The organism is Thermostichus sp. OS-CIW-29 (genome assembly GCF_054058195.1).
Genome location: NZ_JBSSAB010000034.1, coordinates 1 through 23399 on the forward strand (window position 1 = coordinate 1; position 23399 = coordinate 23399).

Genomic DNA, 23399 nt, shown 5'->3' on the forward strand with positions numbered 1-23399 from the left:
AAACAGAAAGATCAACTGGTAGTAATCCGTACTGAACATATTATACATTATTTTCAGTATAGTTGAGCTTATTATTGACTAGAGTCATGCTCTCTCGGTCTTGTTCGGCCAGCTCCTGGATGGCCTGTTGGTACACCTGGGCAGGTGTGGATCCCTGGTTGACTTGCTTCAGCCAGCGTTGGGCCTCATTGCCCTGGTGGAGCAGGGTTTGCAAGGGAGCTAGAAAACAGCCCAAGCCTTGAGGTTGGCCAATACGCCAAGCTTCGGTCAGCAGCTCTTCGATCCACTCTTGGGCCGCCCGTTCCCGGCCTGTCCGCCAATCGACCAAATGAGATTGCAGCGATTCTCGAGCAGCAGCCTGCTCGTTGGCTTCGCAAAGGCTCTCCAGCTCTGTTGGGGTAAAGGTCCCCCGCAAGGGATCCAGCGCTTCCGGCTGGGCCAGCAACTGCCAGAGACGGGCTTCCACCAAGGCGGTAATCGCCAGAACCATTACCGGATCCCCCACCAGATCGCAAATGCGCAGCTCCACGCGGTTGAGGTGGTAGGGCCGCTCCGGGCCGTTGGGTCGCACCGAGGCCCACAGGTGGCGCACATTCTGCATGGTGCCCAAGGCTAGCTGCTCCTGGATCCAGGCAATGTAGTGGGCGTGATCCCGGAAGAAGGGCACCTGAGCCGGCGTTTTGGGGAACACCTGCCAACGGCTGGAGTGGGATCCCGTCACCCGTCCGTCCAGAAAAGGGGAGGAAGCGCTCAGAGCTAGGTAGAGAGATGCTTCCGCTCGCAGCAGGCGACAGGCCCGGAAGATGGCCTCGGTACCTGGCAGGCCAACATTGATGTGAATGCTGGCGGTGACCACCCGCGTGCCATAGGTGCGCTCGATGTAGTCGTGGTAGGGGTTGCCGGGATCCGACCGCTCGAAGTGATCGCTGCCGCCCAAAGCTAGCGTGCTCCCTGGCAGAAGGGTGTAAGGGCCAAGACGGCGCAAAAATTGCCGCAACTGTAGGCGAGGCCGCAACAAGGCACAGAGCAGGTCTTCGTAGCGGCGAAGGGGAGGGGTGATGTACTCCACGTTGCGCCGATCCGGCTCCCGCACAAACCCCGGCAAAGCCTGGCAAATGCGATCCGACAAGCCCACCACTTCCCCGGCGGCGGTGCCGGTGTACATTTCCACCTCAAAGCCCTTGGTTAACAGCACAGGCCAGCCTCCAGCCGCAGCCTCACCAGTCTAACCTTTCTCTTCTCCCCTCATTGTCCTGGGGTTTGGCAGGGAATTGGCCGATGGTAGGGAAGTTTCTCGACCTGTTTTAGAATGTCCCTGTAAAGCAGTTTCGGGAAGAGACAGAGTGGGGGATCCCATCTACATCCTGGGAGCGGGGCCGGCAGGCATGGCGGCTGCCTATCGCTTGAACCAACTGGGTTTTTCCGTAGTGGTGGTAGAACGAGAGGAGAAGGTCGGGGGTTTGGCCAAAAGTATTCAGTATCAGGGGTTTATCTTGGACTATGGCCCGCACCGTTTTTTCACTAAAATCCTGCCGGTGCGAGAGTTGTGGAATCAGGTTTTGGAATCCGAGCAAGTAACCGTCCGACGGCTCACCCGCATCTATTACCGCAAGCAGTATTTTCAGTACCCCATTCAGGCCTGGGAAGTCCTGCGCAAAGTGGGTTGGTGGGAAAGCCTGCACATTGTCCTTTCCTATCTCTGGGCACAATTAATTCCGCGACCAGCTCCCCAGAACTTTGCCGACTGGGTCAAAGGCAAGTTCGGCACCCGACTCTTTCAAATGTTCTTTGAAGGATATACGGAAAAGCTTTGGGGGATCCCTTGTACCGAGATCAGTGCCGATTGGGCCGCTCAGCGCATCAAAGGTCTCAGCCTTGGGCGAGCCATCCAAAAGGCATTGGGGTGGAATCGAGGTTCGGTGAAATCCCTGATCGATCAGTTTCAGTTTCCTCGCCTGGGATCCGGGCAGCTCTATGAAAAAATGCAGGAGTATTTGCTTGCCGAAGGACAGAAAGTCTTGCTCAATACAGAGGTAGTCGCCCTTAGGCACGAGGGATCCCAAATTGCCGAACTGCAATTGCGCAACCTTCAGACTCAGCAAGAGACTTGGGTTCCTGCCTCTCACGTCATTTCTTCGATTCCTCTAACGGTGTTGGTGCAAAGTCTGCAGGAATTACCACCCCCAAAGGTGTTGCAGGCAGCCCGGAATCTTAGGTTTCGCAACACGGTTTTGGTTTACCTAATTGTGCAGGGATCCCAGCTTTTCCCCGATAACTGGCTGTACATCAACGACTCGACGGTGGCTTTGGGGCGGGTGACCAACTTCGCCAATTGGTCTCCGGCTATGCTGCCCAACTGGGAACAAACCCCTTTGTGCTGTGAGTATTGGTGCAACTTTGGGGATCCGCTGTGGCAAGCCGACGAAAAGGAATTGCTGGCTTTGGCTGAGAAAGAGCTGCGTCACATTGGCTTGCTGCAAGAGCAGAAGATCTGTAGCGGTTTTGTGGTACGCCTACCTCGCACCTACCCTATCTATGCCGGTAGCTATAAAGAAGATTTGGCTATTTTGCAGGAGTATCTCAGCCAGTTTGAAAATCTGCAAGTGGTGGGCCGCTACGGCTCATTTAAATACAACAACCAAGATCACAGTTTACTGATGGGCCTACTGGCGGCTGAAAACATTCTCCAACCCGGTAGTCACAATCTCTGGCAGGTGAACTCCGATGACGATTACCAAGAAGAAATCAAAGTGACATCTTCACCCTTAACAGTTCAGCGATGAGCTTGCCTCTCAGTCATCTGTTGCAGCGAGGTCGGCAGCATCTTGGCCCTTTTTTAGGGCGAGTCTTGTTGCCCAGCTTGGCCTTGACGGTGCTGCAGATCTTCATGATCTCCCTCTGGAGTGAGGAGAGCAATTATGTTTCCATCTTCAAGGGCCTAATTCAGTGGGATAGCCATTGGTATCTCGGCATCGTGCGGCAGGGGTATCAGTTTGTGGGCTTTGACAAGATTGCCTATGAGCAGAGCAACGTGGCTTTTTTCCCCGGCTACCCCCTGGCGGTGGCTGGAATCAGTCGCCTTTTGAGCGTTGACCCTGAACTAGGGCTTTACCTCACCGCCCAGCTCTTTTGCTGGCTGATGTGGGTTTACCTTTTCCTGTTCTACTGCAAGTGGCAAATTCCCCCGCTCTGGCAGGCTTTGGCAAGTTTGCTCATCCTGGTTTATCCCACCAGCTTTTATCTGTGTGTGGGCTACAGCGAGTCTTTGTTTACAGCTAGCTTGTTGGGTTTTCTCTACTGGTCAATTCATTGGGATCGTCCCCTGCTGATGCTCCTGGCCGGGATCCACGGCTTGGCAATGAGCGCCACCCGCATTGTGGGTTTGCCGGTAGCCTTGATTCCACTTCTCAATCTCTGGTCAGGATCCCGACGTTGGCTTTGGACAGTGGCGACAGTGAGCCTGGCTTTGCTGGGGGGGCTGGGCTTTTTTCTCTACTGTCAGCTTCGCTTTGGACGCTGGGATCTCTACATGGAAATGCAGTCCTACTTTGGCCCCAGCTCTGTCAATTACCTGGCCATTGTTCAAGCGCACACCTATACTCCTCTCTTTTCTATTGGTCATTGGCGATCCCTGTTTTCCTTTTCTGAAGCTTTGGAAGCTGGGATATGGGCAATTTCCCTCAGTCAAGTGTTTGTTCCTCTCACCTTGGGATCCCTACTGGTGACCGGTTTGATAGATGGGATCAGCTCCACAGCCGGCAAAAGTCGGCGCTGGCAGGAGCGGCTGGGGTTTCATTTGGCTGCTTGGGTGATGTTTTACATTGCCTTAGCAGGAATGAGTGTGGTGGGCCAGCGAAGTATGGTTCGCTATTGCCTGCCGGTTTACATCGTGCAGGTGCTGGCCTGGCTGCATTGGGCCAAACACACCGATTTCAGCTTCATCCCCCAACGGGCTTGGCGATATCTTGGCAGTGCCCTGAAGCTGGGGTATTGTCTTTTGGCTTTCATCTTTTTTGCCCTCAACCAAATCCTCACCTGGCGCTACGTCCAACATCTTTGGGTGGCTTGACGGAGCCGTCTTGACGAGAGAAAGAGCAATGTGCCGATGAGTCTTCGCCTCAGCCATCTGTTGCAGCAGATCCGCAAACTTTTAGGTTGCTTCTCTGTTCGGATTGCTTTGCTAGGCTTAGCGCTTACTATCCTGCAAGTGCTAACGATATACCTCTGGACAAAACGCGGTGACTATGCTTCTGCCTTCACAGCCCTGAGTCAGCGGGATAGCTATTGGTATCTCAGCATTGTGCGGCGGGGGTACCAGTTTGTGGGTTTCGACAAGATTGCCTATGAGCAGAGCAACGTAGCTTTTTTCCCCGGCTATCCCCTGGCAGTGGCCGCAATCAGTCACCTTGTGGGAGTTGACCCTGAACTGGGGCTCTACCTCACCGCCCAGCTCTTTTGCTGGCTGATGTGGGTTTACCTTTTCCTGCTTTACCGCAGGTGGCAAATTCCCCCCCTCTGGCAAATTTTGGCCAGTTTGCTCATCTTCTTTTATCCCACCAGCTTTTACCTGGTCGTGGGCTACAGCGAATCTTTGTTTATGGCCAGCCTACTGGGTTTTCTCTACTGGTCAATTCACGGGGGCCGTCCCCTGCTGATGCTCCTGGCTGGGATCCACGGCTTGGTGATGAGTGCTACTCGGATTGTCGGCTTGCCGGTGGCGCTGCTCCCTTTTTTGAATCTCCTGAAAGCGGGGGAGAGAACCCAAGCCCGCCGTTGGTTTTGGACGAGTATGGCAGCGAGCTTGGCTCTGTTGGGTGGCCTGGGCTTTTTTCTCTACTGTCAGCTCCGCTTCGGACGCTGGGATCTCTACCTGGAAATGCAGCGTTACTTTACCGGCGTGAAAGCCAATTATCAAGCTATTTTCCAAGCTCGCACATATGTCCTTTCCGCCGAACGCTGGCAAAGCTTACTCTCTCTTTCTGCACCGATGAAAGACCCTGGGCTGTGGGCTGACGCTCTTAGCCAACTGTTTGTGTCTGCCACCCTGGGATCCCTGCTTGTTACAGGTTTAATGGATGCGGCAGGAGTTATGGCAGGTAGAAGCCAGTGTTGGCGGGAGCGGCTGGGATTTCATCTGGCTGCTTGGGCCATGTTTTACATTGCCCTGACGGGTACGAGCCCCTTGGGCCAGCGAAGCATGAGCCGCTATTGTCTGCCGGTTCACATCCTGCAGGTGTTGGCGTTGGTACATTGGGCCAAACACACCGATTTCAGCTTCATCCCCCAAAGGGTGCTTGGCTATCTTGGCACTATCCTGAAGCTGGGCTACGGGCTTCTAGCTTTGATCTTCCTCGCCCTCAACCAAATCCTCACCTGGCGCTACGTCCACCATCTCTGGGTGGCTTGACTCCGCTTTCCTGAAGATAGGATGTGAGGGATCCCAACTTCTCACCGGCTGAGAGCTGTGGCGTTCTCTTCTCCCCGCAAGTTTCCCCATCGAAAATCAACCCCGCGTGTCGCTCAGACCCTTGAGCCCACCAAAATTTACCCCTGCCCGTGCTGCCATCAAGGTCAGTTACGCCTGATCACCCTAACCGAAGCCTTCGGGTGTAGCCGTTGCCAGCATATTTTTGCCATTACCCCCGACCGCCTGTACATCGAGCAACTGGCCGTTTCCTATCCCTACCGCAAAATGTGGTTCTGGAACGGCTACCAATGGGTGTTGCGGCGGGAAAACACCCTACAGGGATCCGCGCTCTTGGGCCTCACCCTCAGCTTGGGCATTGTCTTGGCGGTTGGGTTCATCGGCGCAGTGCTCTTCCCAAACCAAACCCAGTTGCTCAGTTGGTTCATGATTCTCGGCTTGTTGCTAACGCTGCTGATGGTAACGGCGATCCTGCTGCTGCGGCGGCCCTGAGGTGAGTGAGATTTTCTCCAGCGACTGGTCTCCAGAATTGGCAGCCCCAGCACTTGTGGATCCAACCATTTCTTGTTAGCAGTGGTCTGGAGAACGCAGCGGGTCTGTCTCTAATGGGCTAGGCGGGAGAAGTTCAAGTGACAGATTTCGGTTCAGACTTTGACTTAGGTACCACTCTGCGACAGGTACGCCGTTTGCTACCGCAGATGCAGCGGTTGAGCAGCCAAACCAAGCGCCAGGCCCTGCTGGCTCTCTCGCGGTGTTTGTTGGAGCGCTCCGATCTGCTCCTGGAAGCCAATACCCTCGACCTGGAAAGTTGCCGCGAGCAAACCGTACCGGAGTGGATCCTCAACGGCCTGAAGCTCACCCCCGAGCGTCTACAGCGATCCGCCCAGTTGCTGACTCTCCTGGCCCAGCAGCCGGATCCCATTGGCAAGCTGGAGAAAGGGCACCGCCAGGAGAATGGCCTGTTTATTGGCCGCTACCGCGTCCCGTTGGGGTTGGTTGCTCTGGTCTATGAAATCTACCCCGAGTTTGCCTTAAATGGCATTGGCATGTGCCTAAAAACAGGAAATGGCGTGATTTTGGCCAGCAGCGGTCCCATCCAGAAAACTCACCAGGCTATGGTCAACCTCTTGGCAGAGACGGCTTATGAGCACGGGATCCCGGAAGGGGCCATTCAAACCTTGCCCGCCCAAGACCGAACCGCAGATCCCCAAGTAGATTCCCCACTATTGCCGTTGTTACAGCAAACCCGCTACCTAGACCTGGTGATTCCCTGCGGTCGCCCCGGCTGGGTGGAGTTCCTGTTGCAGGCCAGCAAAGTGCCGACTCTGGCCACCCATTTGGGCTACGGCCACATCTATCTGGATCGCACTGCCCCTTGGCCCTTGGTCAAGTCGGTTTTGTTGGATCCCCTCGCCCAGTATGGCTCAGAAGGGATCCCCATCTATCAGCCTCTCACCCTCTGGCTGCTGATCCACACCGATTGGGCCACCAACCATCTGACCGCCTTGATTGAGGACTTGCTGGGTCACGGGATCGATATCCAGGCAGCCGCCTCCATTCTGGAACAGTTCCCGCAGCTCCAGCCGCTTGGGCAAGGCTTTGACTCGACGGAACGACCTCATCTGCGCCTGCAGCCCATTGCCGACCTGACGGAGGCGATCGCCTGGATTAACAAAAATGGTTGCCGTCAATCGGAGACGATCCTCACCGATAGCCAATCGGCGGCCCAGCGCTTTCTCCAGGAAGTAGATGCCGCCCTGATCCACATCAACACTTCCCCCCTCTCGGCAGGCCGGGGAGCTGGGATCCCCACGTTGGGAGCGTTTCGCGACCTGTCTTTGGGCATTTCTACCCAGCGGCTGCACGTGCGCGGGCCCATCGACGTGGAAGCCCTGACAACGGTGAAGGTGGTGGCTCAGGGCGATCTGTAGAGCCGGGCAGCAACCCAACTGATGCGCCAAGGTTGGCCGGTCTGCCCAAGATCCAAGAGCTGGGATGAGGCTAGAGAATGAGAATGTAGATCGCCATCAGCTCAACATCCAACTGAGCCCAAAGGGAGGACTTTTTTGGGGATCGACCTTCGCAGTTACGTGTTTTTGGATCGGCTGCAACCCCAGTATGCTGCTTATCTGGGCACAGTAGCCTACGGCTTTTTGCCCCTGCCTGGGGACACTTCTTTGTGGGTCGAGATTTCCCCCGGCATCGAGATCAACCGCGTTATGGATATTGCCCTGAAGGCCACCTCGGTGAGGCCGGGGCTGCAGGTGGTGGAACGCCTCTACGGCCTTCTGGAAGTACACTCCAGCAACCAAGGGGATACCCGCACCGCCGGACGGGCGATTCTGGCTGCCTTAGGGGTGAGTGAACAGGAGCGCCTCAAGCCCCGCATCATCTCCAGCCAGATCATCCGCAACATCGATCCCCACCAAACCCAGTTGATTAACCGTTCCCGCCGTGGCCAAATGCTCCTGGCCGGCCAAACCCTCTATATCCTGGAGGTGCAACCGGCAGGCTATGCCCCCCTGGCTGCCAACGAGGCAGAAAAATCTGCCCAGATCAACATCCTGGAGGTGATGCCTTTCGGTAGCTTTGGCCGCGTGTACTTGGGAGGGGAAGAGCGAGATATTCTGGCCGCCTGCCGCGCTGCCGAAGCCGTTTTGGCGGGGGTTTCCGGTCGGGAGCCCCTCTTGTTGCCTGAGGAGGTGTAGCCAATGGCAGACTCCGATCCCAAGCCAAGATCGCCCCTGTCGCAGCGGCGGGATCCCTCTTCAGCAGAGCAGGTGAGGCTGTTGACGGAGCTGGCCGCTCCCTACCGCAGCTTGCGGCGCTTCATCTACTTGGCGGTGGGGTTCTCGGCTACCATCGGGGCGTTTGTGTTTTTCTTTCGAGCCCTGGCGGGACGGGACTTGAACACCACCTTGCCCAGCTTGGCCTTACAGTTGGGGATCCTGGCCGGCGCCATCGGCCTGAACAGGCTGGAAAACCGCTCTCACCAGAAGTTGATCCGACAGGTGAAGCAACGCTTGGGCATGCAGCAAGACTCCCAGGAGCCCCAACGGTCGGCGGACAGTTAGCCCGCCCATTCCCTGCAGCCCCTTTCTCAATCCAGATCAAAGTCATCATCATCCGCGTCAGCACTGCGCAGATAGCGGCGCTGAGTTTGGCGAGCGGGATCCCCTTGTGACCACTTTTGGACAATTTGGACACCCAGAAAGGTCAGAAAGGCCCCCAAAGCCACAAACGTGAGAAGTGGGATCGCCAGGATCACCACTGCGCCCAGGACATAGATAGCCACCTTGGGCAGAGACGGATCCACCCCCCAGCGGTGGCTGCGCACCCAGTCGGTGAGCTGCTGATCCCAGCGGCGTAGGCGAGGGACGTTTTCCTCGAAGATCTCCAGCAAAATTGGCCCCAGACGACGCAGATTGCCCTGAGTTTGCCTTCGCCAATCTTGCACCGAGCGCCCCATGTTCGGGATCCCTTGTCCTGTCATCTTCAGGCCGATCCTAGCCCAACCCCAGCAACCTTCCCATTGGCCCACCGGATGTAAATTTGTTTGAACATTTGGATCGGAGATTTTGGAGGCTTCCCAGGACTACTGTACACTGAGGGCACTTGCGCAGCGATGCTGCTGCCCTGCGGATTCGGTAAACCTTTTTTTAACGTTTCAACCTGCTCGACTGGAGAACGCTAATGGCTCACTCGGTCAAGATCTACGACACCTGCATCGGCTGCACTCAGTGTGTGCGGGCTTGTCCCACCGACGTGTTGGAGATGGTGCCCTGGAAGGGGAACAACAAGGCTGGCATGATCGCTGCCGCTCCCCGCACCGAAGACTGCGTTGGCTGCAAACGCTGTGAAACCGCTTGTCCCACCGATTTTCTGAGCATCCGAGTCTACCTTGGCCCCGAAACCACCCGCAGCATGGGCTTAGCCTACTGATGGGGGCACCTGGCCGCAACCCCACTCTCAACTGCCCACAGAGCACAAGTATTCCAGAGTACCAGAAAAGCAGTTTACTTCCCAACCCAGTTCCAGCCTTTCCCTCTTCCGGGGAGAGGCTGTGGCGTATGGCAGGTCTTAAGCTGTTTGGTAAACTACCCGACACCCGCGCTATGTGCAGGGTGCGAGCTTTATCCCAATCCCTAGCGGCCCCAGAGGACAGCTAAGTTTCGGAATTTCAGGCGAGTTTACAGTCGCCCCAAGGAGAGAGATTACTTGAGCAGCGTTATGGTCAGCATCCCCTTCCCACCCGCAGTGTCCACACTTGAACGACTTGCCATTGCGGTAGGACTTACCCCGCTCAGGGTGGATGTGCAGGCATTTGTGGCAGGTCTGACTGGTGTAGGCAGGCGGCACCAGCACCACAGGCACTCCGGCAATGGCAGCCTTGTAGGCTACAAACATCCTGAGCTGGTAGAACGCCCAGTTGTTAGTCCTGCGCCGCTCAGCCTTACTTCGAGACTTCTGATTCAGGCAATCTCTGATGCCTGTCAAGTCTTCAAAAGCCAGTGCCGCACCAATAGCCTGGGCATCCCTGACCAAGGTTTTGCTGATGTTATGGTTCAGCCATGTCTGGTAGCGCCGTTCTCTCCCAGAGAGCCTTCTCAGCAGTCTCCTAGAGCTGCGAGTGCGTTTGGATTGAACCTTGGCGCGTACACGGCTGAACCGGTCACGGACGGCCTGGATGTGCTCTCCACTCCAAGAGCGTCCGTTGCTAGCGGTGGCGATATCCCGCCTGCCCAAGTCAACTCCGATTACCTTTGGAGTTTTGCCAGTCGGGGGAGTATCCAGCTCAACAGCGATGTTGATGTAGTAGTCCCCTTGCTTGGTCTTGGACAGGGTTGCGCTTGTCGGCTTCTGCCCCCGCAGCAAAGCGATTTGATAGCCGCCAATCTTGAGCTTGAGCCAAACCCGTCCGCTCATCAGGGTCACGCCCACGGCCTGGTCGGACTCTCGGTACTTAAAAGTACGAGCGTCCAAAGTCAGACTGGTGGGGCGGAACCTGTGGACTTGCTTCACCGCCTTGGCGTTGCTAATCACCCGACGGAGCGCCTGACAGACGTGGTTGGCTTTCAGCCCCGTTGCTGCTCTTACCGGTCGATAGACCAAGTGGTGCAGCTTGGCGGTGTTCCAGCACTTCTCGCGCTTGGCGGTATCCAAGATCTGGTTACAAGCGTCAGCAAATCTCTGCAAGGTGCGGTCAATTTCTTGACGCAACTCTTGTGGGACTATCAGCTTGCAACGTACGGATATAGTCTGGCTCATGGGCTTATTGTAGCTCATCCAGGCTTTGACCAGCAAACCTATATGGAGGCGGGCTTTCCTCCCGACACCAAGCCTGCGGCTATGGTGCGGGCCTCCAGCCCGAAAATTTGGTGATTCTAGAGGGGGGATCCGCCCCCTTTTTTCCTTTAGGGCTGCAGATAGAGGCGGTGCTGACGGATATAGTGCTCCACAGCAGGGGGCACCAGGTAGCGGATAGACCCTCCCTTTTGGATTTGCTGTCGCAGGTAGGTGGAAGAGAGCGTCAGGGTAGGGGCTTCCAGGATTTGGGCTTGGATGGGCAGCTTTGCGGCCACCGCCTGCAGCACCTGGGCGGCATCGCCGGCATCCACCCGTGGGGCAACAATCCAATGGCAGAGGCGGGCCAGTTCTTCCGCTTGATACCACTGGGGCAGGTCCCGCAGAGCATCCACGCCGATGATCCAGTACCACTGGGTATTGGGTTGCTCCTGGATGAGGGTGCGCAGTGTCTCGATGGTGTAGGAGCGCCCCGAACGGCGGATCTCCAGCTCTGAGCAGGCGAAGCGCTCGTGGTCGGCAATGGCCAGCTTGACCATCGCCAAGCGGTCGGCTTTGCTGGCGCCAGGGGCCAGAGGCTTGTGGGGGGGATCCCCTGCCGGCATCCACAGCACCTGATCCAGGTCAAACTGCCAAAGAGCTTGTTCTGCCATGATCAAATGGCCGTGGTGTACAGGGTTGAAGGTTCCACCCAGAATGGCAATGCGGCGGTGCTTCATGGCTGCTGGCTCAGGTAGGTGATGGCATCCCGCAGCCAGTCTTCCGTTGGGCGGGGGTGGGTGGGCAGAGCTTGCAAGGCAGCCTGAATTTCCTGAGTGCTGTAGCCCAGGGCCAGTAAGGCCATTTCCACCTCTTCTCGGATGGGCATGGGCGGCCCCCCGGCCAAGGGTTGATCCGCAACCCCCATCCCCTGTCGCCAGTGGGCCAGCTTGGTTTTCAGCTCCAAGGCCAGCCGTTGGGCCGTTTTATGGCCTACCCCCGGCGTGAGGGAGAGCAGGCGCACATTTTCGGTCACCACCGCCTGCACCAGCTCCGGCAGGCCGAAGGTATTCAGCAGGGCCAAGCCCAAAGCCGGCCCCACCCCTGAGACTTTGATGAGTTCCACAAACAAATCGCGCTCGGCTGGCGAGCCAAACCCGTACAACACCAGCTCGGTCTCTCGCACCACCAAATGGGTGAACACCCGGACGGGCTCCCCCACTGCGGGCAGTTGCTTGAGAAAACGTCCTGGGGCCTTGACGCGATAGCCGATCCCCTGCACCTCAACGGTGAGGCTGCTGCGCTCTCCCCATTCGATGGCCACAAGGTGGCCGCTTAAAAACGCGATCATGCTGCGAGTTTAATCTGGGTTTGGGATACTCTGCTCGACTGGAGCTCCAGAGTCAGCCAAGCAATCTAAAGTCCTTGCCAAAAGCTGCTTCCCTACAAGGCTATTTCACAGACCATTTCTCTACCTGTAGACTGTTCCCCATCCGGCTCTGTATTCTCCCTCATCCATGCCGATTCGCCCTTTTCCCATCGGCCAATGGCTTTGGATCCTGTTCTCGCTGGGGGTGCTGCTCTTTCTCCATCTTCCTCTGCTGGTGATCGTCCTTTACGCCTTTAGCCCCGATGAGGCGACTTTGCGCTTCCCTTTGCCGGGGCTGACCTGGCGTTGGTTTGCCGTGGCCTGGGGGCGGGCCGATATTTGGCGGGCCTTGTTTTTGTCTTTGCGGGTGGCTGTGCTGGCTACCGGAGTGGCGGTGGTGCTGGGATCCCTGGCGGCAGCAGCAGTCTATCGCAGCCGATTTTTTGGCCGCGAGACGATCTCGTTTTTGGTGTTGCTGCCCATCGCCTTGCCGGGCATTGTCTCCGGGATCGCCTTGCGCTCGGCGATCCATTTGCTGCATATCCCTTTCAGCTTTTGGACAATTGTTATCGGCCATGCCACCTTTTGCCTGGTGGTGGTGTACAACAACGTGCTGGCCCGGTTTCGCCGCATGGGACGCTCTCAACTGGAGGCTTCTGCCGACTTGGGGGCCAATCCTCTGCAAACCTTTCGGTACATCCTTCTGCCCGAACTGGCCTCGGCCCTATTGGCGGGATCCCTGCTGGCGTTTGCCCTGTCTTTCGATGAAATCATCGTCACCACCTTCACCGCCGGCCAGCAGCAAACCCTGCCGATCTGGGTGTTCAGCCAGCTCACCAAGCCTCGGCAGCGCCCGGTGATCAGCGTGGTGGCTCTGGGGGTGATCGGCCTGACGGTGCTCCCCATTTGGCTGATCCATCACTTGACCCAAGAGAAAACCACGACTCGCTGATGGCTCTTTCCAGCCTCATGCAAGGTTTGCGGCTTAGAAGGATCCCCAAGCATTGGCCGGAGTCGCTGTAACAGCAAAGAAACGCTGGCCCTGGTTGATCGCAGAGCCCTTGTGAGAAAATGTAACAAGCATTTCATTTGTGAAAATTGAGGTATCTATGGCTGTCACTCGTGCCGGACGCGCCCCTCTCGTGCGGGGCAGCAGCGAGGGAAATCCTGCCAAGTTCATGGAAATGGCCAGCTCTTTGCTCAGCACCCGCACCCGCCAAGGCAGCGGCAAAAAGGTTCAAGATCGCTCCTCCTACGGCAAAGCGGGCAACCCGCAAGAGTTCATGCAGATGGCCAGCGAATTGCGCCGCTCCCTGGAGCAGCAGGGTCGGTAGCCAATCCTGTCCACCCCCAGGGGATCCCCGTCCAGTTGCCTAAGCTGGACGGTTTTCTTGCTGCTCCTCTCAAGCCAGAGGCGGCCAATCGCTTCTGAGGCCACTCACCGGTGTTGGATCCCGTTACAGGCCCAACTTCGAGTCCAGAGCTCCGCCCTTGAGCTTCTGTGCAATGAGCCGGCAGAAGAGCAGCATGTCAGGATGGGAAAAGTGCTCATCGGGGCGCTCTTGCCGGTGGACGTGATTGAGGCCAAGACGACATGAAAAACAAAGGCTTTTGGCTGGCCGGGATCCTGGGGGTAATCTTGGATCAGGCGTCCAAGCACTGGGCAGTGGAACGGCTGCTGCCGGGGCCAGAGATTGAGCTGTGGCCAGGGGTGTTTCACCTCACCTACGTGGAGAATACCGGCGCTGCTTGGAGCCTGTTTGAAGATTCGGCAGAGCTCTTGAAGTGGATCTCGCTGGGGGTGGCGCTGGCGTTGGCGCTGCTGGCCATTCGCGGCGGGATCCTGGGCCGATGGGAACAGGCCGGCTATGGCTTGGTGTGGGCAGGAGCCGTGGGGAACGGCATCGACCGCTTCGTCAACGGCTATGTCGTGGACTTTTTCAATTGGGTCTGGATCCGCTTTCCGGTATTCAACGTGGCGGATGTGGCCATCAACCTTGGGGTGGCCTGTCTGCTGATTGGTCTGCTACAGGACAACTCAAAGAAAACGGGATCGACTTCCGCCTCGCCCTGCCTGGAGAAAAAGCCCGGTCGCGACAGCACCCACTTTAAGGATTGACGAGCCGATGAACAGCCTTCAGGGATCCCTTGGGATGCTCAGGCCTTTGGCCAGGGGGATCCCCGGTCAGCTGCAAGGACTCCGTCCGCCTATTGCAAACGGCTGGCTTGCTGAGCCACCTGGCAGAGGCGCTCGACATCTGCGGGCAAAGTGTTAAAAGCCGTCACCAGGCGGATTAAGTGGTGACCTTCCCCCAGCCAGCGGTAAAACCGAAACCCCGCTCCCTCTAGGGCCTGGAGAACCGGCTCCGGCAGCTCGATAAAAACCTCATTGGCCTCGGTAGGATACACCAACTTGGCTCCCGGCAGGGATCCCAGTCCCTGCGCCAACCGTTGGGCCATCGCGTTGGCATGGCGAGCATTGCGCAGCCACACCCCATCCTGGAGATAAGCCTGCAATTGGGCAGACAAAAAGCGCATCTTCGAAACCAGATGGCCACTGCGCTTGCGGCGAAACTCAAAATCGCCCACCTGATCTGGATGAAAAAACACCACCGCTTCCGCAGCCCAGGCTCCATTTTTGGTGGCCCCAAAGGACAGCACATCCACCCCCGCTTTCCAGGTCATCTCGGCAGGGGTGCAACCCAAACTAACCAGGGCATTGGCAAAGCGGGCCCCATCCATATGCACCTTAAGGCCAAAGTGATGGGCCAAATCCGCCAGGGATCCAAGCTGCTCCAAGGAGTAGAGGGTGCCGGCCTCAGTGGCTTGCGTCAGGCTGAGGCAGGCAGGCTGCACGTGATGAACCACCCCAAACCCCGCCCGCTCCAGGGCTGCTTTTAAGTTGCCCCAGTCGATACGGCCTTGTTCCCCTGGGATCCCCACCAACTTGGCCCCACCTGTAAACAGCTCTGGCGCTCCACATTCGTCCAGATTGATGTGGGCCTCGGGATGGCAATAAATCGCCCCGTAGGGCGGGGTGAGCACCGAAAGGGCCAGGGCATTGGCAGCAGATCCTGTTGTCACCGGAAACACTGCCACTTCATGCTCGAAGATCTCGGCAAACAGCCTTTGCACCTGCGCTGTGCATTCGTCCCCTCCATAGGGCATGGCGGATCCCTTGAGGGCCAACAGGGCTTCCATCACCTCAGGACAGGCGCCTGTGACATTGTCGCTGCAGAAGTTCATGGCCTGGACAACCCAAGGGATCTCGCCGAGGAAGGGTTAGGGCCGGCTTACTTCGCGCCAACCCAACCGGGATCCTCCAAAGTATCCCAGGCTTGACCTGCCTCTCCCTCAACCGTTTGCAATAGCGGGACAGAGTCCTTTTGGGGATGGGAAGGCGGCTCAGGCTGGTCGCGATAGCGGGACGGAGTCCTTTCGCAATAGCGGGATGGGGTCTTTGCACTCCACCACAACCCCAAAGCGGGCCCCAACCCCAACAACAGGCCCAGCCCCGCCGGCGCAACAATGCCGGAGCCCAGGCTCATCAACAGGGCAAAAGCAAAATTAGCTACATAGAGCACCAGCGGCCCCACCAACTGGCGGCGGTCAAGGATGGGTTGATCCTCCCCCCACAGCAGATTGGCCACCGTCATAAAGGCAGCCCCGGTCAGCATCCAACCCCCGAAGTTTTGCAGCGGCATACCGAAGAAGGGCCCCGGCTGAAACCACGTCCAAAACGGGATCAAGCCGCGGGTCATGGCCGGATCCAGCACGAAGTCCCAGGCGGTGAGCAGCAGGGCCCCCAACATGATGGCCTCGAAGTGGATCAACCAGTGGCGCTGGGTTTGCAGAGCCACACGCGCCAACAAATAGGACGACAACCCCACATAAAACCAAGACAGAGGGATGGTAAAAGGCACCAACCCGGCAATCTTGTAGCCCAGCCCACTCAGGTAGCCATAGTTGCCAAAGGGGATCCCAGTGCTGGTGCCCAACAGCTCACTGCCCAAGGAAATGCCCACCGCCGGGATCAAAAACATCAATAGGCGCCGCACCCCCAACAGCCGGGATCCCATCAGAGCTGCCGCCAGCGCACCGAACACCATGTAGGCCACGCCGCCATTGCCCATGCTCAAGGAGAAAGCTTGAATGCCAATGGGGGGCAAACTGGCCACCCACTCAGGATGGGGTACAACCCAGAGCAACCCTGCCAACCCAAAAAGCAAAGACAGAATGTGCAAACCCAGAGCTAAGGCCTCCAGCCGCTGCCAAATCGAGCCAGACAGGGGCAGAACACTTCGCCCAACAGAAGACTGGAAAGGCAGGCTGACGAGAACACCAGAGGACGAGAACCAACGCATGAGAAACTCCCGAAGAGTGGTTAAGCGAAGCCGCTCTGTCTCCTTGCAACCCATACGGCGGCTGAGGGAAAAAGCGGATGGCCCCAAGAGAGAGCCTAAAGCCAAGAACAAGCCCGCTTGCTTGCAGGCCGGCCTACTTGGAATGGCCCTCTGGACGGAGATGTCACCACCGCTAACGGTGACACTGCTGATATTTTGCTGTCTATTGTATCAATTCGTAAACATATCGCCCGTTTTTCCTCAGGTCTCCTCCCCGTCTTCGCCGCAGGGATCCCGGGTGGGGGTGTACGCCCAACTGGCTCGTGCTGTGGAGCGCCAGGACTGGCTTCAGGCCCTGCAGCTGGTGGATCTGTTGCAGCAGCACACGGAAGATCCCGCCCAGCGTCAGGATCTGGAAGACTATCGGCTGGAGCTGGAAAAATATCGTTCTGCTTATGGGGATCCGCCGCCGCCCCAGTGGCCGTTTTTGCACAAGCCCTTTGTCGGAGAATTTCCCGTCACCAATCTCTTCGACCATGATCTGCCTTTGGGGGAGAGGGATGGCAACAGACGGTTTGTGAGTGGGCAAGGCCAGGTTTGGATCCCCGACCCGCTGCACCCGTGTGGCAAAAGCGATGGCCATGCCGGTTATGACTGGGAGATGCCGGTGGGCACCCCGATCCTGGCCGCTGCCGCAGGACGGGTCACCTTGGCCCGCGAGGAGCCGGAGTTTTTTTGCCCCAGCTTGGGCCGGCTGGTCAGGGGGTTGCGGGTGCGCCTTCTGCACGAGCCAGAACTCTCGGAGGGGGAGAGAACAGACGGGAGAGCACTTCCCCGCTGGGAGACCCTCTACGCCCACCTCAGTCAAATCGGGGTGCAGGAGGGGCAAGTGGTGGCCGCAGGAGCAGTCATCGGCCTATCGGGAGACAGCGGCTGTGCCAGCGGGCCCCATCTCCATTTCGAGGTACGTCGCTTCGACAACACCAACTCGGGCCAACCGGCTGCCGTCGATCCCTACGGGTGGTTTGGGTCTGGCCTGGATCCCTGGAGTATTCACCCCCTTGGGGCCGAAAGCCTGTTCCTTTGGCAGGTGGGACAAGCCCCCAGTTTGGGAGCTTGCTGGCAAGGGCAGCGATAGCCGAGACGGACATCCGCTCCGCGCGAGACCTCGCTGACAAAGATGGATATTGACAGGCAGATTCACAACAGTCACAACAGATGATGGACTTATAGATCTCGACGGACAAAGCCATCCCCCTCCCATTGGTAGAGGGTAGCCCTCAAGTCACGGCTGGCACCGGGCGGGCTTGAGATGACCAGGATCCCTTGCGGGCTGACCCGCAGGCTGGCATTGCTCAGATCCGTCACGCTCAGCAGCGGCACAAGTCCCTCAGGCCGGTGTTCCAAGACCAAGACAGAGCGCAGCAGGCTGATGCCCCCTCGCTCGGTGAGGAGCACCAACTTGGGCTGTGGGCTGGAGGTGATGTCCGTGCGCAGGTGAGCCTCCACCAACCGCCCTGGGATCGGCTCAGCCGTGTGGAGCAGACGAAAGCTATACCCCCCCTGATGCTCGAAGCTGAGAACGCGCACCACCGGCTCCACGGTGGGCTGCCGCTGAATCTGAAACACGGCCACCACATCCTGGCGAGATGGAGAGGTTAGGCTGGCCGGGAACAGGCGCAGGTTTTCACCGCGATTGCCGCGAATAAAATCCCACCAAATGGATTGATTGAATAAAGCCACAACCCCACCTCGAGCAGCGCCGCCCTCAGAAGGAACCGGCAGCAGCGGAAGCACAGGCTGGGGATAGGCAGGAACAGCAGCAACCGGTAGAGTGGCAGCCAAGGCCACTCCCCAGGCTATTCGACCACAGGAATACAGCAGTTTCCGCATATTTCCTCACTCCTCGCCCCTAAAATTCTAAGAGACAGCAAGGCTCCTCCAGTAAACCAAGGGATCCCTTTGTGTTGAACTCAACGTGGAGCTCACCTTAGATCTCCCCTAGAGATCTCCCCTAGATGGCCATAGACGGTTCCAGTGGACTACCGAATTCTCGCAAAAGGCCCCAAGATTCGCCTGTAACCGCCAAAGTCGGCTTGGAGAGACGCCCCGCCAATTGGAAAGGATCCTACAGGAGCAAGGGGCAGCCCCCCGACGGAGAGCTTTATTTTTCAGCAGCCAAAAACAATTGGGCCCGCCAAAAGCAGGCAATGGACTTGCTGTCCAAATCCATTCCCAAACGGGCCATTTCTGTAAGCTCAGAAGCAGAAAACTCCACTACGGTAATATCTTCATCCTCATCTTTATCGGGAGGGGAATCCAGCACTTCCAGCTCCCGCGCCAAATAGGCATACATAATCTCGCTGGAATAGCCGGGGCACAAATAAAATTGGCCAAGGGGATCCCAGCGATGGGCACGCAGGCCCGTTTCTTCTTCCAGCTCGCGGCGAATGGTGTCATCGGGATGCTCCCCTGGCTCGACTGTGCCTGCCGGGAATTCGTAAAGATAGGAAGCGACCGCAAAGCGATATTGACGAATGCAGACGAACTTGCCTGCTGCAGTTACAGGCACGGCCACCACCCCCCCGGGATGGATGAGGTACTCCCGCTCTCCCTCTTTGCCGTTGGGAAAACGCAAACGCTGGCTGACGAAGGTGTATTTATGGCCTTGATAGCGCAGGCGCTCACGAATCACCTGAGATGGGTTTTGCATGGCAAGGGATCCCGAGAGTAGAGCCGCTCTCAGCTTAATGGTTTCCGGCGCTGTTGCAACCGGGCAATCCAGAGGGATCCACACGCCCTTGGGATCCCGTGTCTGGGATAGAGTCAGGAAAAGCACAAAAGTTGCAGGCCATGATTTACCCTCCCTTGAAGGAGTTTCTTGCCCTCACCAAGCAGGGCAACTTTATCCCGGTGTACCAGGAATGGGTGGCGGATTTGGAAACGCCGGTTTCTGCCTGGTATCGGGTCTGTGCTGGCCAGCCCTACAACTTTCTCCTGGAGTCGGTGGAGGGGGGGGAACAGGTGGCCCGCTACAGCTTCTTGGGCTGCGATCCCCTGTGGGTTTTGGAAATACGCGGGGATCAGGCGCTACAGCGATACCGCGATGGCCGACAGGAGCACCACCAAGGGGATCCCTTTGCCATCTTGGCCCGCTGCTTGCAGCCCTATGAGCCGGTGCATTTGCCGGAATTGCCCAGCAGCATCGGCGGCCTATTTGGCTACTGGGGCTACGAGCTGATTCGCTGGATTGAGCCCAAGGTGCCCATCCACCCCCTGCAGCCGGGGGATCCCCCTGATGCCGTTTTGATGCAGGTGGACAGCATCCTGCTCTTTGACCAGGTAAAGCGCAAGATTTGGGTGGTGGCCTTCGCCGATACCCGTCACCACGCTCCTGAGGAAGCCTATGCCCAAGCCTGCCGGCGGGTGGAAAAGCTGATGCAGCAGCTCAGCGCTCCTCTTTCCCTGGCCCATCTGCACCTCAACTGGAAGCCCCACCTGTCGGAAAGGACTCCGTCCCGCTGGCGCGAACAAATCCCCCCCAGCACCCTGAGCCGCCCGGCCTACTGCCAAGCGGTGGAACGGGCTAAGGACTACATCCGCGCCGGAGATATCTTCCAGGTGGTGCTCTCGCAGCGGTTTACCGTCTCCCTTGCCGGGGATCCCTTTCGCCTCTACCGCTCGTTGCGGCTGATTAACCCTTCCCCTTACATGGCGTTTTTGCAGTTTGGGGATCTCTGCCTCATCGGCTCCAGCCCAGAGGTGATGGTGAAACTCAGCCGCGTGGGGGAAGACCGCATCGCCACTGTGCGCCCCATTGCCGGCACCCGCCCCCGCGGCACCACCCCTCTGGAAGACCGGCAGTTAGAGCAAGAGCTGTTGGCAGATCCCAAAGAACGGGCCGAACATGTGATGCTGGTGGATCTGGCCCGCAATGACCTGGGACGGGTCTGCCAACTGGGATCTGTGCAGGTGGACGACCTGATGCAGATCGAGCGCTACAGCCATGTGATGCACATCGTCAGCAACGTGGTGGGGCGGCTGGATCCCCAGTACAGCGCCTGGGATCTGCTGCGGGCCACCTTCCCTGCCGGCACTGTTACCGGCGCCCCCAAAATCCGCGCCATGCAGATTATTCATGAGCTGGAAGGATGCCGCCGCGGGCCCTATGCCGGCGCCTATGGCTACTACGACTTTTCTGGCCAACTGAACACCGCCATCACCATCCGCACTCTGCTGGTTCATCAGGGCCAGGTGAGCTTGCAGGCCGGGGCAGGTATTGTAGCCGACTCGGATCCGGAGCGGGAATATCAAGAATGTCTGAACAAAGCGCGGGGCATGTTAATGGCTGTGGCCAGTTTGCAGGAGACCTAGCCGATGTTGGCCCAGTTGCGCTTCAGCCCTGCGGTTCGCGTCAGCGGGACGGAGTCCTTACAGGAGCTCCAGCAGCCGGATCCAGAGACCGTAGAGCAGGCTTTTGAACTGTTTTCCACAGAGGGCTATCTGGTGTTGCCGGAGATCTTTCCCCCCGAGCTCATCGACAAGTTGCACAGCAGCTTTCTGGCCACCTACAGCCGCTACTGCACCCACGAGCACCACGCTGATGCCCTGTTGGTGGGCAATAGACGGGTGATGGTAACGGTTCGCCTGGAGGGCCCCTTCAACGATCCCCTCATCTATGCCCATCCTCTGATCTTGCCCATCCTGAAGCGGATTTTGGGGCCAGAGTTGATCTTGAGCGGGCTGGGGGCGGTGGTCTCTCTGCCGGGATCCGCCGATCAACAAGTTCACCGGGATCTGTCTCATCTGTTTGGCGACGAGACCTTGGATGCGATCATTCCTTGCTATGCCCTGAATTTGCTTATTCCTCTGGTGGAGGTCAACGAAGAGAACGGCATGACCCGTCTCTGGCCCGGCAGCCATGCGGTCTTCGATGCCCACTATACCGAGCTGGCCCAGCAGATGCCCTTTATCGATCCACCCTTGGCCAAGGGATCCTGCCTCCTGTTCGACTACCGCCTGATTCATCTGGGTCGGGCCAATCGCTCGCCCGCTCCCCGTCCTCTTCTCTACAACACCTACAGCCGCGCTTGGTTTCGGGATCCCATCAATTACACTCAGCAACCTCCCCTGGTGATCCCGGCCCAAGAGAAAGAGCGGATCCCAGCGGAGCACCAAAACCTATTCGTGACGGCACAGATTGTGTAGATGGCCCGGAACTGCGAGCTGACCGAAAACTCGGCGGCTCAGGCCCCGGCATTTATGCCTAGGGATAAGCTACCGTCTCCTGATAGGATGTGAGTATCGCTCCACCCATTTATAGAAAGGTGCAGTGCTGAAGGTGAAGTAGAAGTATCTGGGGTGTTTCCACATCCCAGTAGCTGGTGCGTTCGCCTTGGCGGCGCGAAGCGCTTTGGCGTCCCCCACGGTGCTGCGGTATAAGCCACATGCTCGGTGTAGCTCAGTCAGTGGGAGTTGTTTTGCTGGCTGAGAACGGATCCTCTGGCTTTAGCCGTGGGGAGAACGTCAACCTCTCCTCTTGTTTGAGGAATCCGGTCAGCTAGACCGCCGAGAAGCGACGCCCTCTATGTATCAGCATGAGGGTCAGGATGAAAGGCGGAAACCCTTGCTATGGTGAACACAGAGCGGTGGGGCATCCCGTTCTTAAAGCTCAGGAAATGTCCTTAACAGGAGTCACTGAGAAGCTCGTACTCTTTCGCTTTAGCGGCGCGGAGCGCTTTGCATCAGCATGAGTGCGGGAGTATGTCACGATGTCTCAGAATGGGGGTGGTTATCCCCGTTATTGCAGTTTGATTGCGCATCCCACCATGAGCGAAAAGATCCCTCAAGATCCCTCCTCGCCGGAAATGGCGGCTGAGATGGCCTTTGCTGCAGAGCCCAGTTTAGAGGAGGTAGGAGCTACTGCGGAAGAAACCACCCCAGACTCGGATCCCGGCAAGGGATCCCCTGGCACCGGCGGGTCGAATGCGCAGCGTGTCCGTCAACTGCTGGGCATGAAAGGAGCAGAGGTGGAGTCTCGCTCCATTTGGCAGTTGCACTTGCAACTGATGAAGCCTGTCACCTGGATCCCTTTGGTGTGGGGTCTGATTCCGGGGGCGGCATCTTCCGGTCACTTCACCTGGACTTGGGAGAATGTGGCTCTCATTTTGGTGGGCATGATTCTGGCGGGCCCCCTGATGACGGGCTATACCCAAACGGTGAACGAATACTACGACCGCGAGATCGACGCCATCAACGAGCCCTACCGCCCGATCCCTTCGGGGGCCATCTCTCTGCAGCGGGTGGTTATCCAAATCTGGGTGCTGCTGATCTTGGGGTTGGGCTTGGCCTACGCTCTGGACTGGTACACGGGCCATGACTTACCGGTGATCACCTGCATTGCCTTGGCGGGAGCCCTCATTGCCTACATTTACTCGGCGCCGCCCCTGAAGCTCAAGCGCAACGGCTGGCTGGGCAACTATGCCCTTGGTGCCAGCTACATCGCCCTGCCCTGGTGGACGGGTCACGCCTTGTTCGGCGAGCTGAACTGGACGGTCTGCATCCTGACGCTGATCTACAGCTTGGCCGGGCTGGGGATTGCCGTGGTCAACGATTTCAAAAGCATCGAAGGGGACAGGCAGTTTGGCTTGGCCTCTTTGCCGGTGATGTTTGGGGCAATGGGGGCCGCTTGGATCTCGGCGCTGATGATCGACCTGTTCCAGTTCGGCATGGCCTCATTTTTGCTGGGGGCGGGCCTAAAACTTTACGCGGCCCTTTTGGTGCTGCTGATCATCCCGCAAATAACCTTCCAAGATATGTACCTGCTGCGGGATCCTTTGAACAACGATGTGAAATACCAAGCCAGCGCGCAGCCCTTTTTGGTGTTGGGCATGTTGGTGGTCGGGCTGGCGTTGGGCCGCTCGGGGCTGTGGTAGTCGAGCCGACGGCAAAGTGCCCATCTTGGCAACAGAGGTGACGG

Annotated in this window: 24 protein-coding genes; 15 read left to right on the plus strand and 9 right to left on the minus strand. The window is 57.9% G+C overall.

Annotated features, from left to right (window positions below; genetic code table 11):
* Nucleotides 1-40: 40 nt before the first annotated feature.
* The gene (gshA, locus tag ACVWZJ_RS11440) at nucleotides 41-1195 is read right to left on the minus strand and encodes a glutamate--cysteine ligase (RefSeq protein WP_457396117.1); all 1155 of its coding nucleotides are present in this window, start codon (nucleotides 1193-1195) and stop codon (nucleotides 41-43) included.
* 148 nt (nucleotides 1196-1343) lie between these two features.
* Between gshA and ACVWZJ_RS11445 the strand changes: the two genes are divergently transcribed.
* The 7 genes from ACVWZJ_RS11445 (at nucleotide 1344) to ACVWZJ_RS11475 (ending at nucleotide 8499) form a co-directional block, all read left to right on the plus strand.
* Nucleotides 1344-2783 carry an NAD(P)/FAD-dependent oxidoreductase gene (locus tag ACVWZJ_RS11445; RefSeq protein ID WP_457396119.1) on the plus strand — a complete coding sequence of 480 codons (1440 nt, stop codon included), beginning with the start codon at nucleotides 1344-1346 and terminating at the stop codon, nucleotides 2781-2783.
* Nucleotides 2780-4069: a hypothetical protein gene (locus tag ACVWZJ_RS11450; RefSeq protein WP_457396121.1), complete on the plus strand. Its 1290-nt coding sequence runs from the start codon at nucleotides 2780-2782 to the stop codon at nucleotides 4067-4069. The genes ACVWZJ_RS11445 and ACVWZJ_RS11450 overlap by 4 nt, the downstream gene beginning before the upstream one ends.
* 138 nt (nucleotides 4070-4207) lie before the next feature.
* Nucleotides 4208-5407, plus strand: a complete 1200-nt coding sequence (locus ACVWZJ_RS11455; protein WP_414374958.1) for a hypothetical protein — start codon at nucleotides 4208-4210, stop codon at nucleotides 5405-5407.
* 57 nt (nucleotides 5408-5464) lie between these two features.
* Nucleotides 5465-5917, plus strand: coding sequence for a hypothetical protein (locus ACVWZJ_RS11460; RefSeq protein ID WP_414421462.1), 453 nt, complete (start codon nucleotides 5465-5467; stop codon nucleotides 5915-5917).
* A gap of 137 nt (nucleotides 5918-6054) precedes the next feature.
* Nucleotides 6055-7356, plus strand: coding sequence for a gamma-glutamyl phosphate reductase (locus ACVWZJ_RS11465; RefSeq protein ID WP_457396123.1), 1302 nt, complete (start codon nucleotides 6055-6057; stop codon nucleotides 7354-7356).
* Nucleotides 7357-7491: 135 nt separating this feature from the next.
* The gene (locus tag ACVWZJ_RS11470) at nucleotides 7492-8133 is read left to right on the plus strand and encodes a hypothetical protein (RefSeq protein WP_011432202.1); all 642 of its coding nucleotides are present in this window, start codon (nucleotides 7492-7494) and stop codon (nucleotides 8131-8133) included.
* A 3-nt stretch (nucleotides 8134-8136) separates the two neighbouring features.
* Complete coding sequence (locus ACVWZJ_RS11475; protein WP_457396125.1) at nucleotides 8137-8499, plus strand: DUF3493 domain-containing protein; 363 nt, start codon at nucleotides 8137-8139, stop codon at nucleotides 8497-8499.
* A 26-nt stretch (nucleotides 8500-8525) separates the two neighbouring features.
* Here the strand turns inward: ACVWZJ_RS11475 and ACVWZJ_RS11480 are convergent, their stop codons facing one another.
* A complete protein-coding gene (locus ACVWZJ_RS11480; RefSeq protein ID WP_238376872.1) occupies nucleotides 8526-8918 on the minus strand; it encodes a hypothetical protein in 393 nt (130 codons plus the stop codon).
* A 200-nt stretch (nucleotides 8919-9118) separates the two neighbouring features.
* Here ACVWZJ_RS11480 and psaC point away from each other — a divergent pair, with 200 nt between their 5' ends.
* Nucleotides 9119-9367 (plus strand): photosystem I iron-sulfur center protein PsaC, encoded by a 249-nt coding sequence (psaC, locus tag ACVWZJ_RS11485; RefSeq protein ID WP_011432199.1) that lies wholly within the window; start codon nucleotides 9119-9121, stop codon nucleotides 9365-9367.
* Nucleotides 9368-9538: 171 nt separating this feature from the next.
* Here psaC and ACVWZJ_RS11490 read toward each other — a convergent pair whose 3' ends face one another.
* The 3 genes from ACVWZJ_RS11490 to ruvA all read right to left on the minus strand — a co-directional run bounded on the left by ACVWZJ_RS11490 (nucleotide 9539) and on the right by ruvA (nucleotide 12059).
* Nucleotides 9539-10693: an RNA-guided endonuclease InsQ/TnpB family protein gene (locus tag ACVWZJ_RS11490; RefSeq protein ID WP_457396126.1), complete on the minus strand. Its 1155-nt coding sequence runs from the start codon at nucleotides 10691-10693 to the stop codon at nucleotides 9539-9541.
* 146 nt (nucleotides 10694-10839) lie between these two features.
* Nucleotides 10840-11448, minus strand: a complete 609-nt coding sequence (gene nadD / locus ACVWZJ_RS11495) for a nicotinate-nucleotide adenylyltransferase (RefSeq protein ID WP_011432197.1) — start codon at nucleotides 11446-11448, stop codon at nucleotides 10840-10842.
* The gene (ruvA, locus tag ACVWZJ_RS11500; protein WP_011432196.1) at nucleotides 11445-12059 is read right to left on the minus strand and encodes a Holliday junction branch migration protein RuvA; all 615 of its coding nucleotides are present in this window, start codon (nucleotides 12057-12059) and stop codon (nucleotides 11445-11447) included. The genes nadD and ruvA overlap by 4 nt, the downstream gene beginning before the upstream one ends.
* A gap of 166 nt (nucleotides 12060-12225) precedes the next feature.
* Here ruvA and ACVWZJ_RS11505 point away from each other — a divergent pair, with 166 nt between their 5' ends.
* From ACVWZJ_RS11505 to lspA, 3 genes are all read left to right on the plus strand, one after another.
* Nucleotides 12226-13029 carry an ABC transporter permease gene (locus ACVWZJ_RS11505; protein ID WP_457388863.1) on the plus strand — a complete coding sequence of 268 codons (804 nt, stop codon included), beginning with the start codon at nucleotides 12226-12228 and terminating at the stop codon, nucleotides 13027-13029.
* Nucleotides 13030-13186: 157 nt separating this feature from the next.
* Nucleotides 13187-13411, plus strand: a complete 225-nt coding sequence (locus ACVWZJ_RS11510; RefSeq protein ID WP_414357256.1) for a hypothetical protein — start codon at nucleotides 13187-13189, stop codon at nucleotides 13409-13411.
* Nucleotides 13412-13671: 260 nt separating this feature from the next.
* Nucleotides 13672-14196: a signal peptidase II gene (lspA, locus tag ACVWZJ_RS11515; protein WP_457396129.1), complete on the plus strand. Its 525-nt coding sequence runs from the start codon at nucleotides 13672-13674 to the stop codon at nucleotides 14194-14196.
* 89 nt (nucleotides 14197-14285) lie between these two features.
* Here lspA and ACVWZJ_RS11520 read toward each other — a convergent pair whose 3' ends face one another.
* Nucleotides 14286-15323: a threonine aldolase family protein gene (locus tag ACVWZJ_RS11520; protein ID WP_457396131.1), complete on the minus strand. Its 1038-nt coding sequence runs from the start codon at nucleotides 15321-15323 to the stop codon at nucleotides 14286-14288.
* Between the two features lie 47 nt (nucleotides 15324-15370).
* Nucleotides 15371-16441 (minus strand): gamma-carotene 1'-hydroxylase CruF, encoded by a 1071-nt coding sequence (cruF, locus tag ACVWZJ_RS11525; RefSeq protein ID WP_414343391.1) that lies wholly within the window; start codon nucleotides 16439-16441, stop codon nucleotides 15371-15373.
* Between the two features lie 283 nt (nucleotides 16442-16724).
* Between cruF and ACVWZJ_RS11530 the strand changes: the two genes are divergently transcribed.
* A complete protein-coding gene (locus tag ACVWZJ_RS11530) occupies nucleotides 16725-17558 on the plus strand; it encodes a M23 family metallopeptidase (RefSeq protein WP_238376870.1) in 834 nt (277 codons plus the stop codon).
* Between the two features lie 89 nt (nucleotides 17559-17647).
* Here the strand turns inward: ACVWZJ_RS11530 and ACVWZJ_RS11535 are convergent, their stop codons facing one another.
* Both ACVWZJ_RS11535 and ACVWZJ_RS11540 read right to left on the minus strand, forming a co-directional pair.
* Nucleotides 17648-18313 carry a hypothetical protein gene (locus ACVWZJ_RS11535; RefSeq protein ID WP_011432187.1) on the minus strand — a complete coding sequence of 222 codons (666 nt, stop codon included), beginning with the start codon at nucleotides 18311-18313 and terminating at the stop codon, nucleotides 17648-17650.
* A gap of 271 nt (nucleotides 18314-18584) precedes the next feature.
* Nucleotides 18585-19133, minus strand: coding sequence for an NUDIX hydrolase (locus ACVWZJ_RS11540; RefSeq protein ID WP_011432186.1), 549 nt, complete (start codon nucleotides 19131-19133; stop codon nucleotides 18585-18587).
* A gap of 140 nt (nucleotides 19134-19273) precedes the next feature.
* On the opposite strand from ACVWZJ_RS11540, the gene trpE reads away from it, so the two are divergent.
* From trpE to chlG, 3 genes are all read left to right on the plus strand, one after another.
* The gene (trpE, locus tag ACVWZJ_RS11545) at nucleotides 19274-20794 is read left to right on the plus strand and encodes an anthranilate synthase component I (RefSeq protein ID WP_457396134.1); all 1521 of its coding nucleotides are present in this window, start codon (nucleotides 19274-19276) and stop codon (nucleotides 20792-20794) included.
* A gap of 3 nt (nucleotides 20795-20797) precedes the next feature.
* A complete protein-coding gene (locus ACVWZJ_RS11550; RefSeq protein WP_148202685.1) occupies nucleotides 20798-21628 on the plus strand; it encodes a phytanoyl-CoA dioxygenase family protein in 831 nt (276 codons plus the stop codon).
* 620 nt (nucleotides 21629-22248) lie between these two features.
* On the plus strand, nucleotides 22249-23355 hold the full coding sequence (gene chlG / locus ACVWZJ_RS11555) for a chlorophyll synthase ChlG (RefSeq protein WP_202943707.1): 1107 nt from the start codon (nucleotides 22249-22251) through the stop codon (nucleotides 23353-23355).
* The last annotated feature ends 44 nt before the right edge of the window (nucleotides 23356-23399 follow it).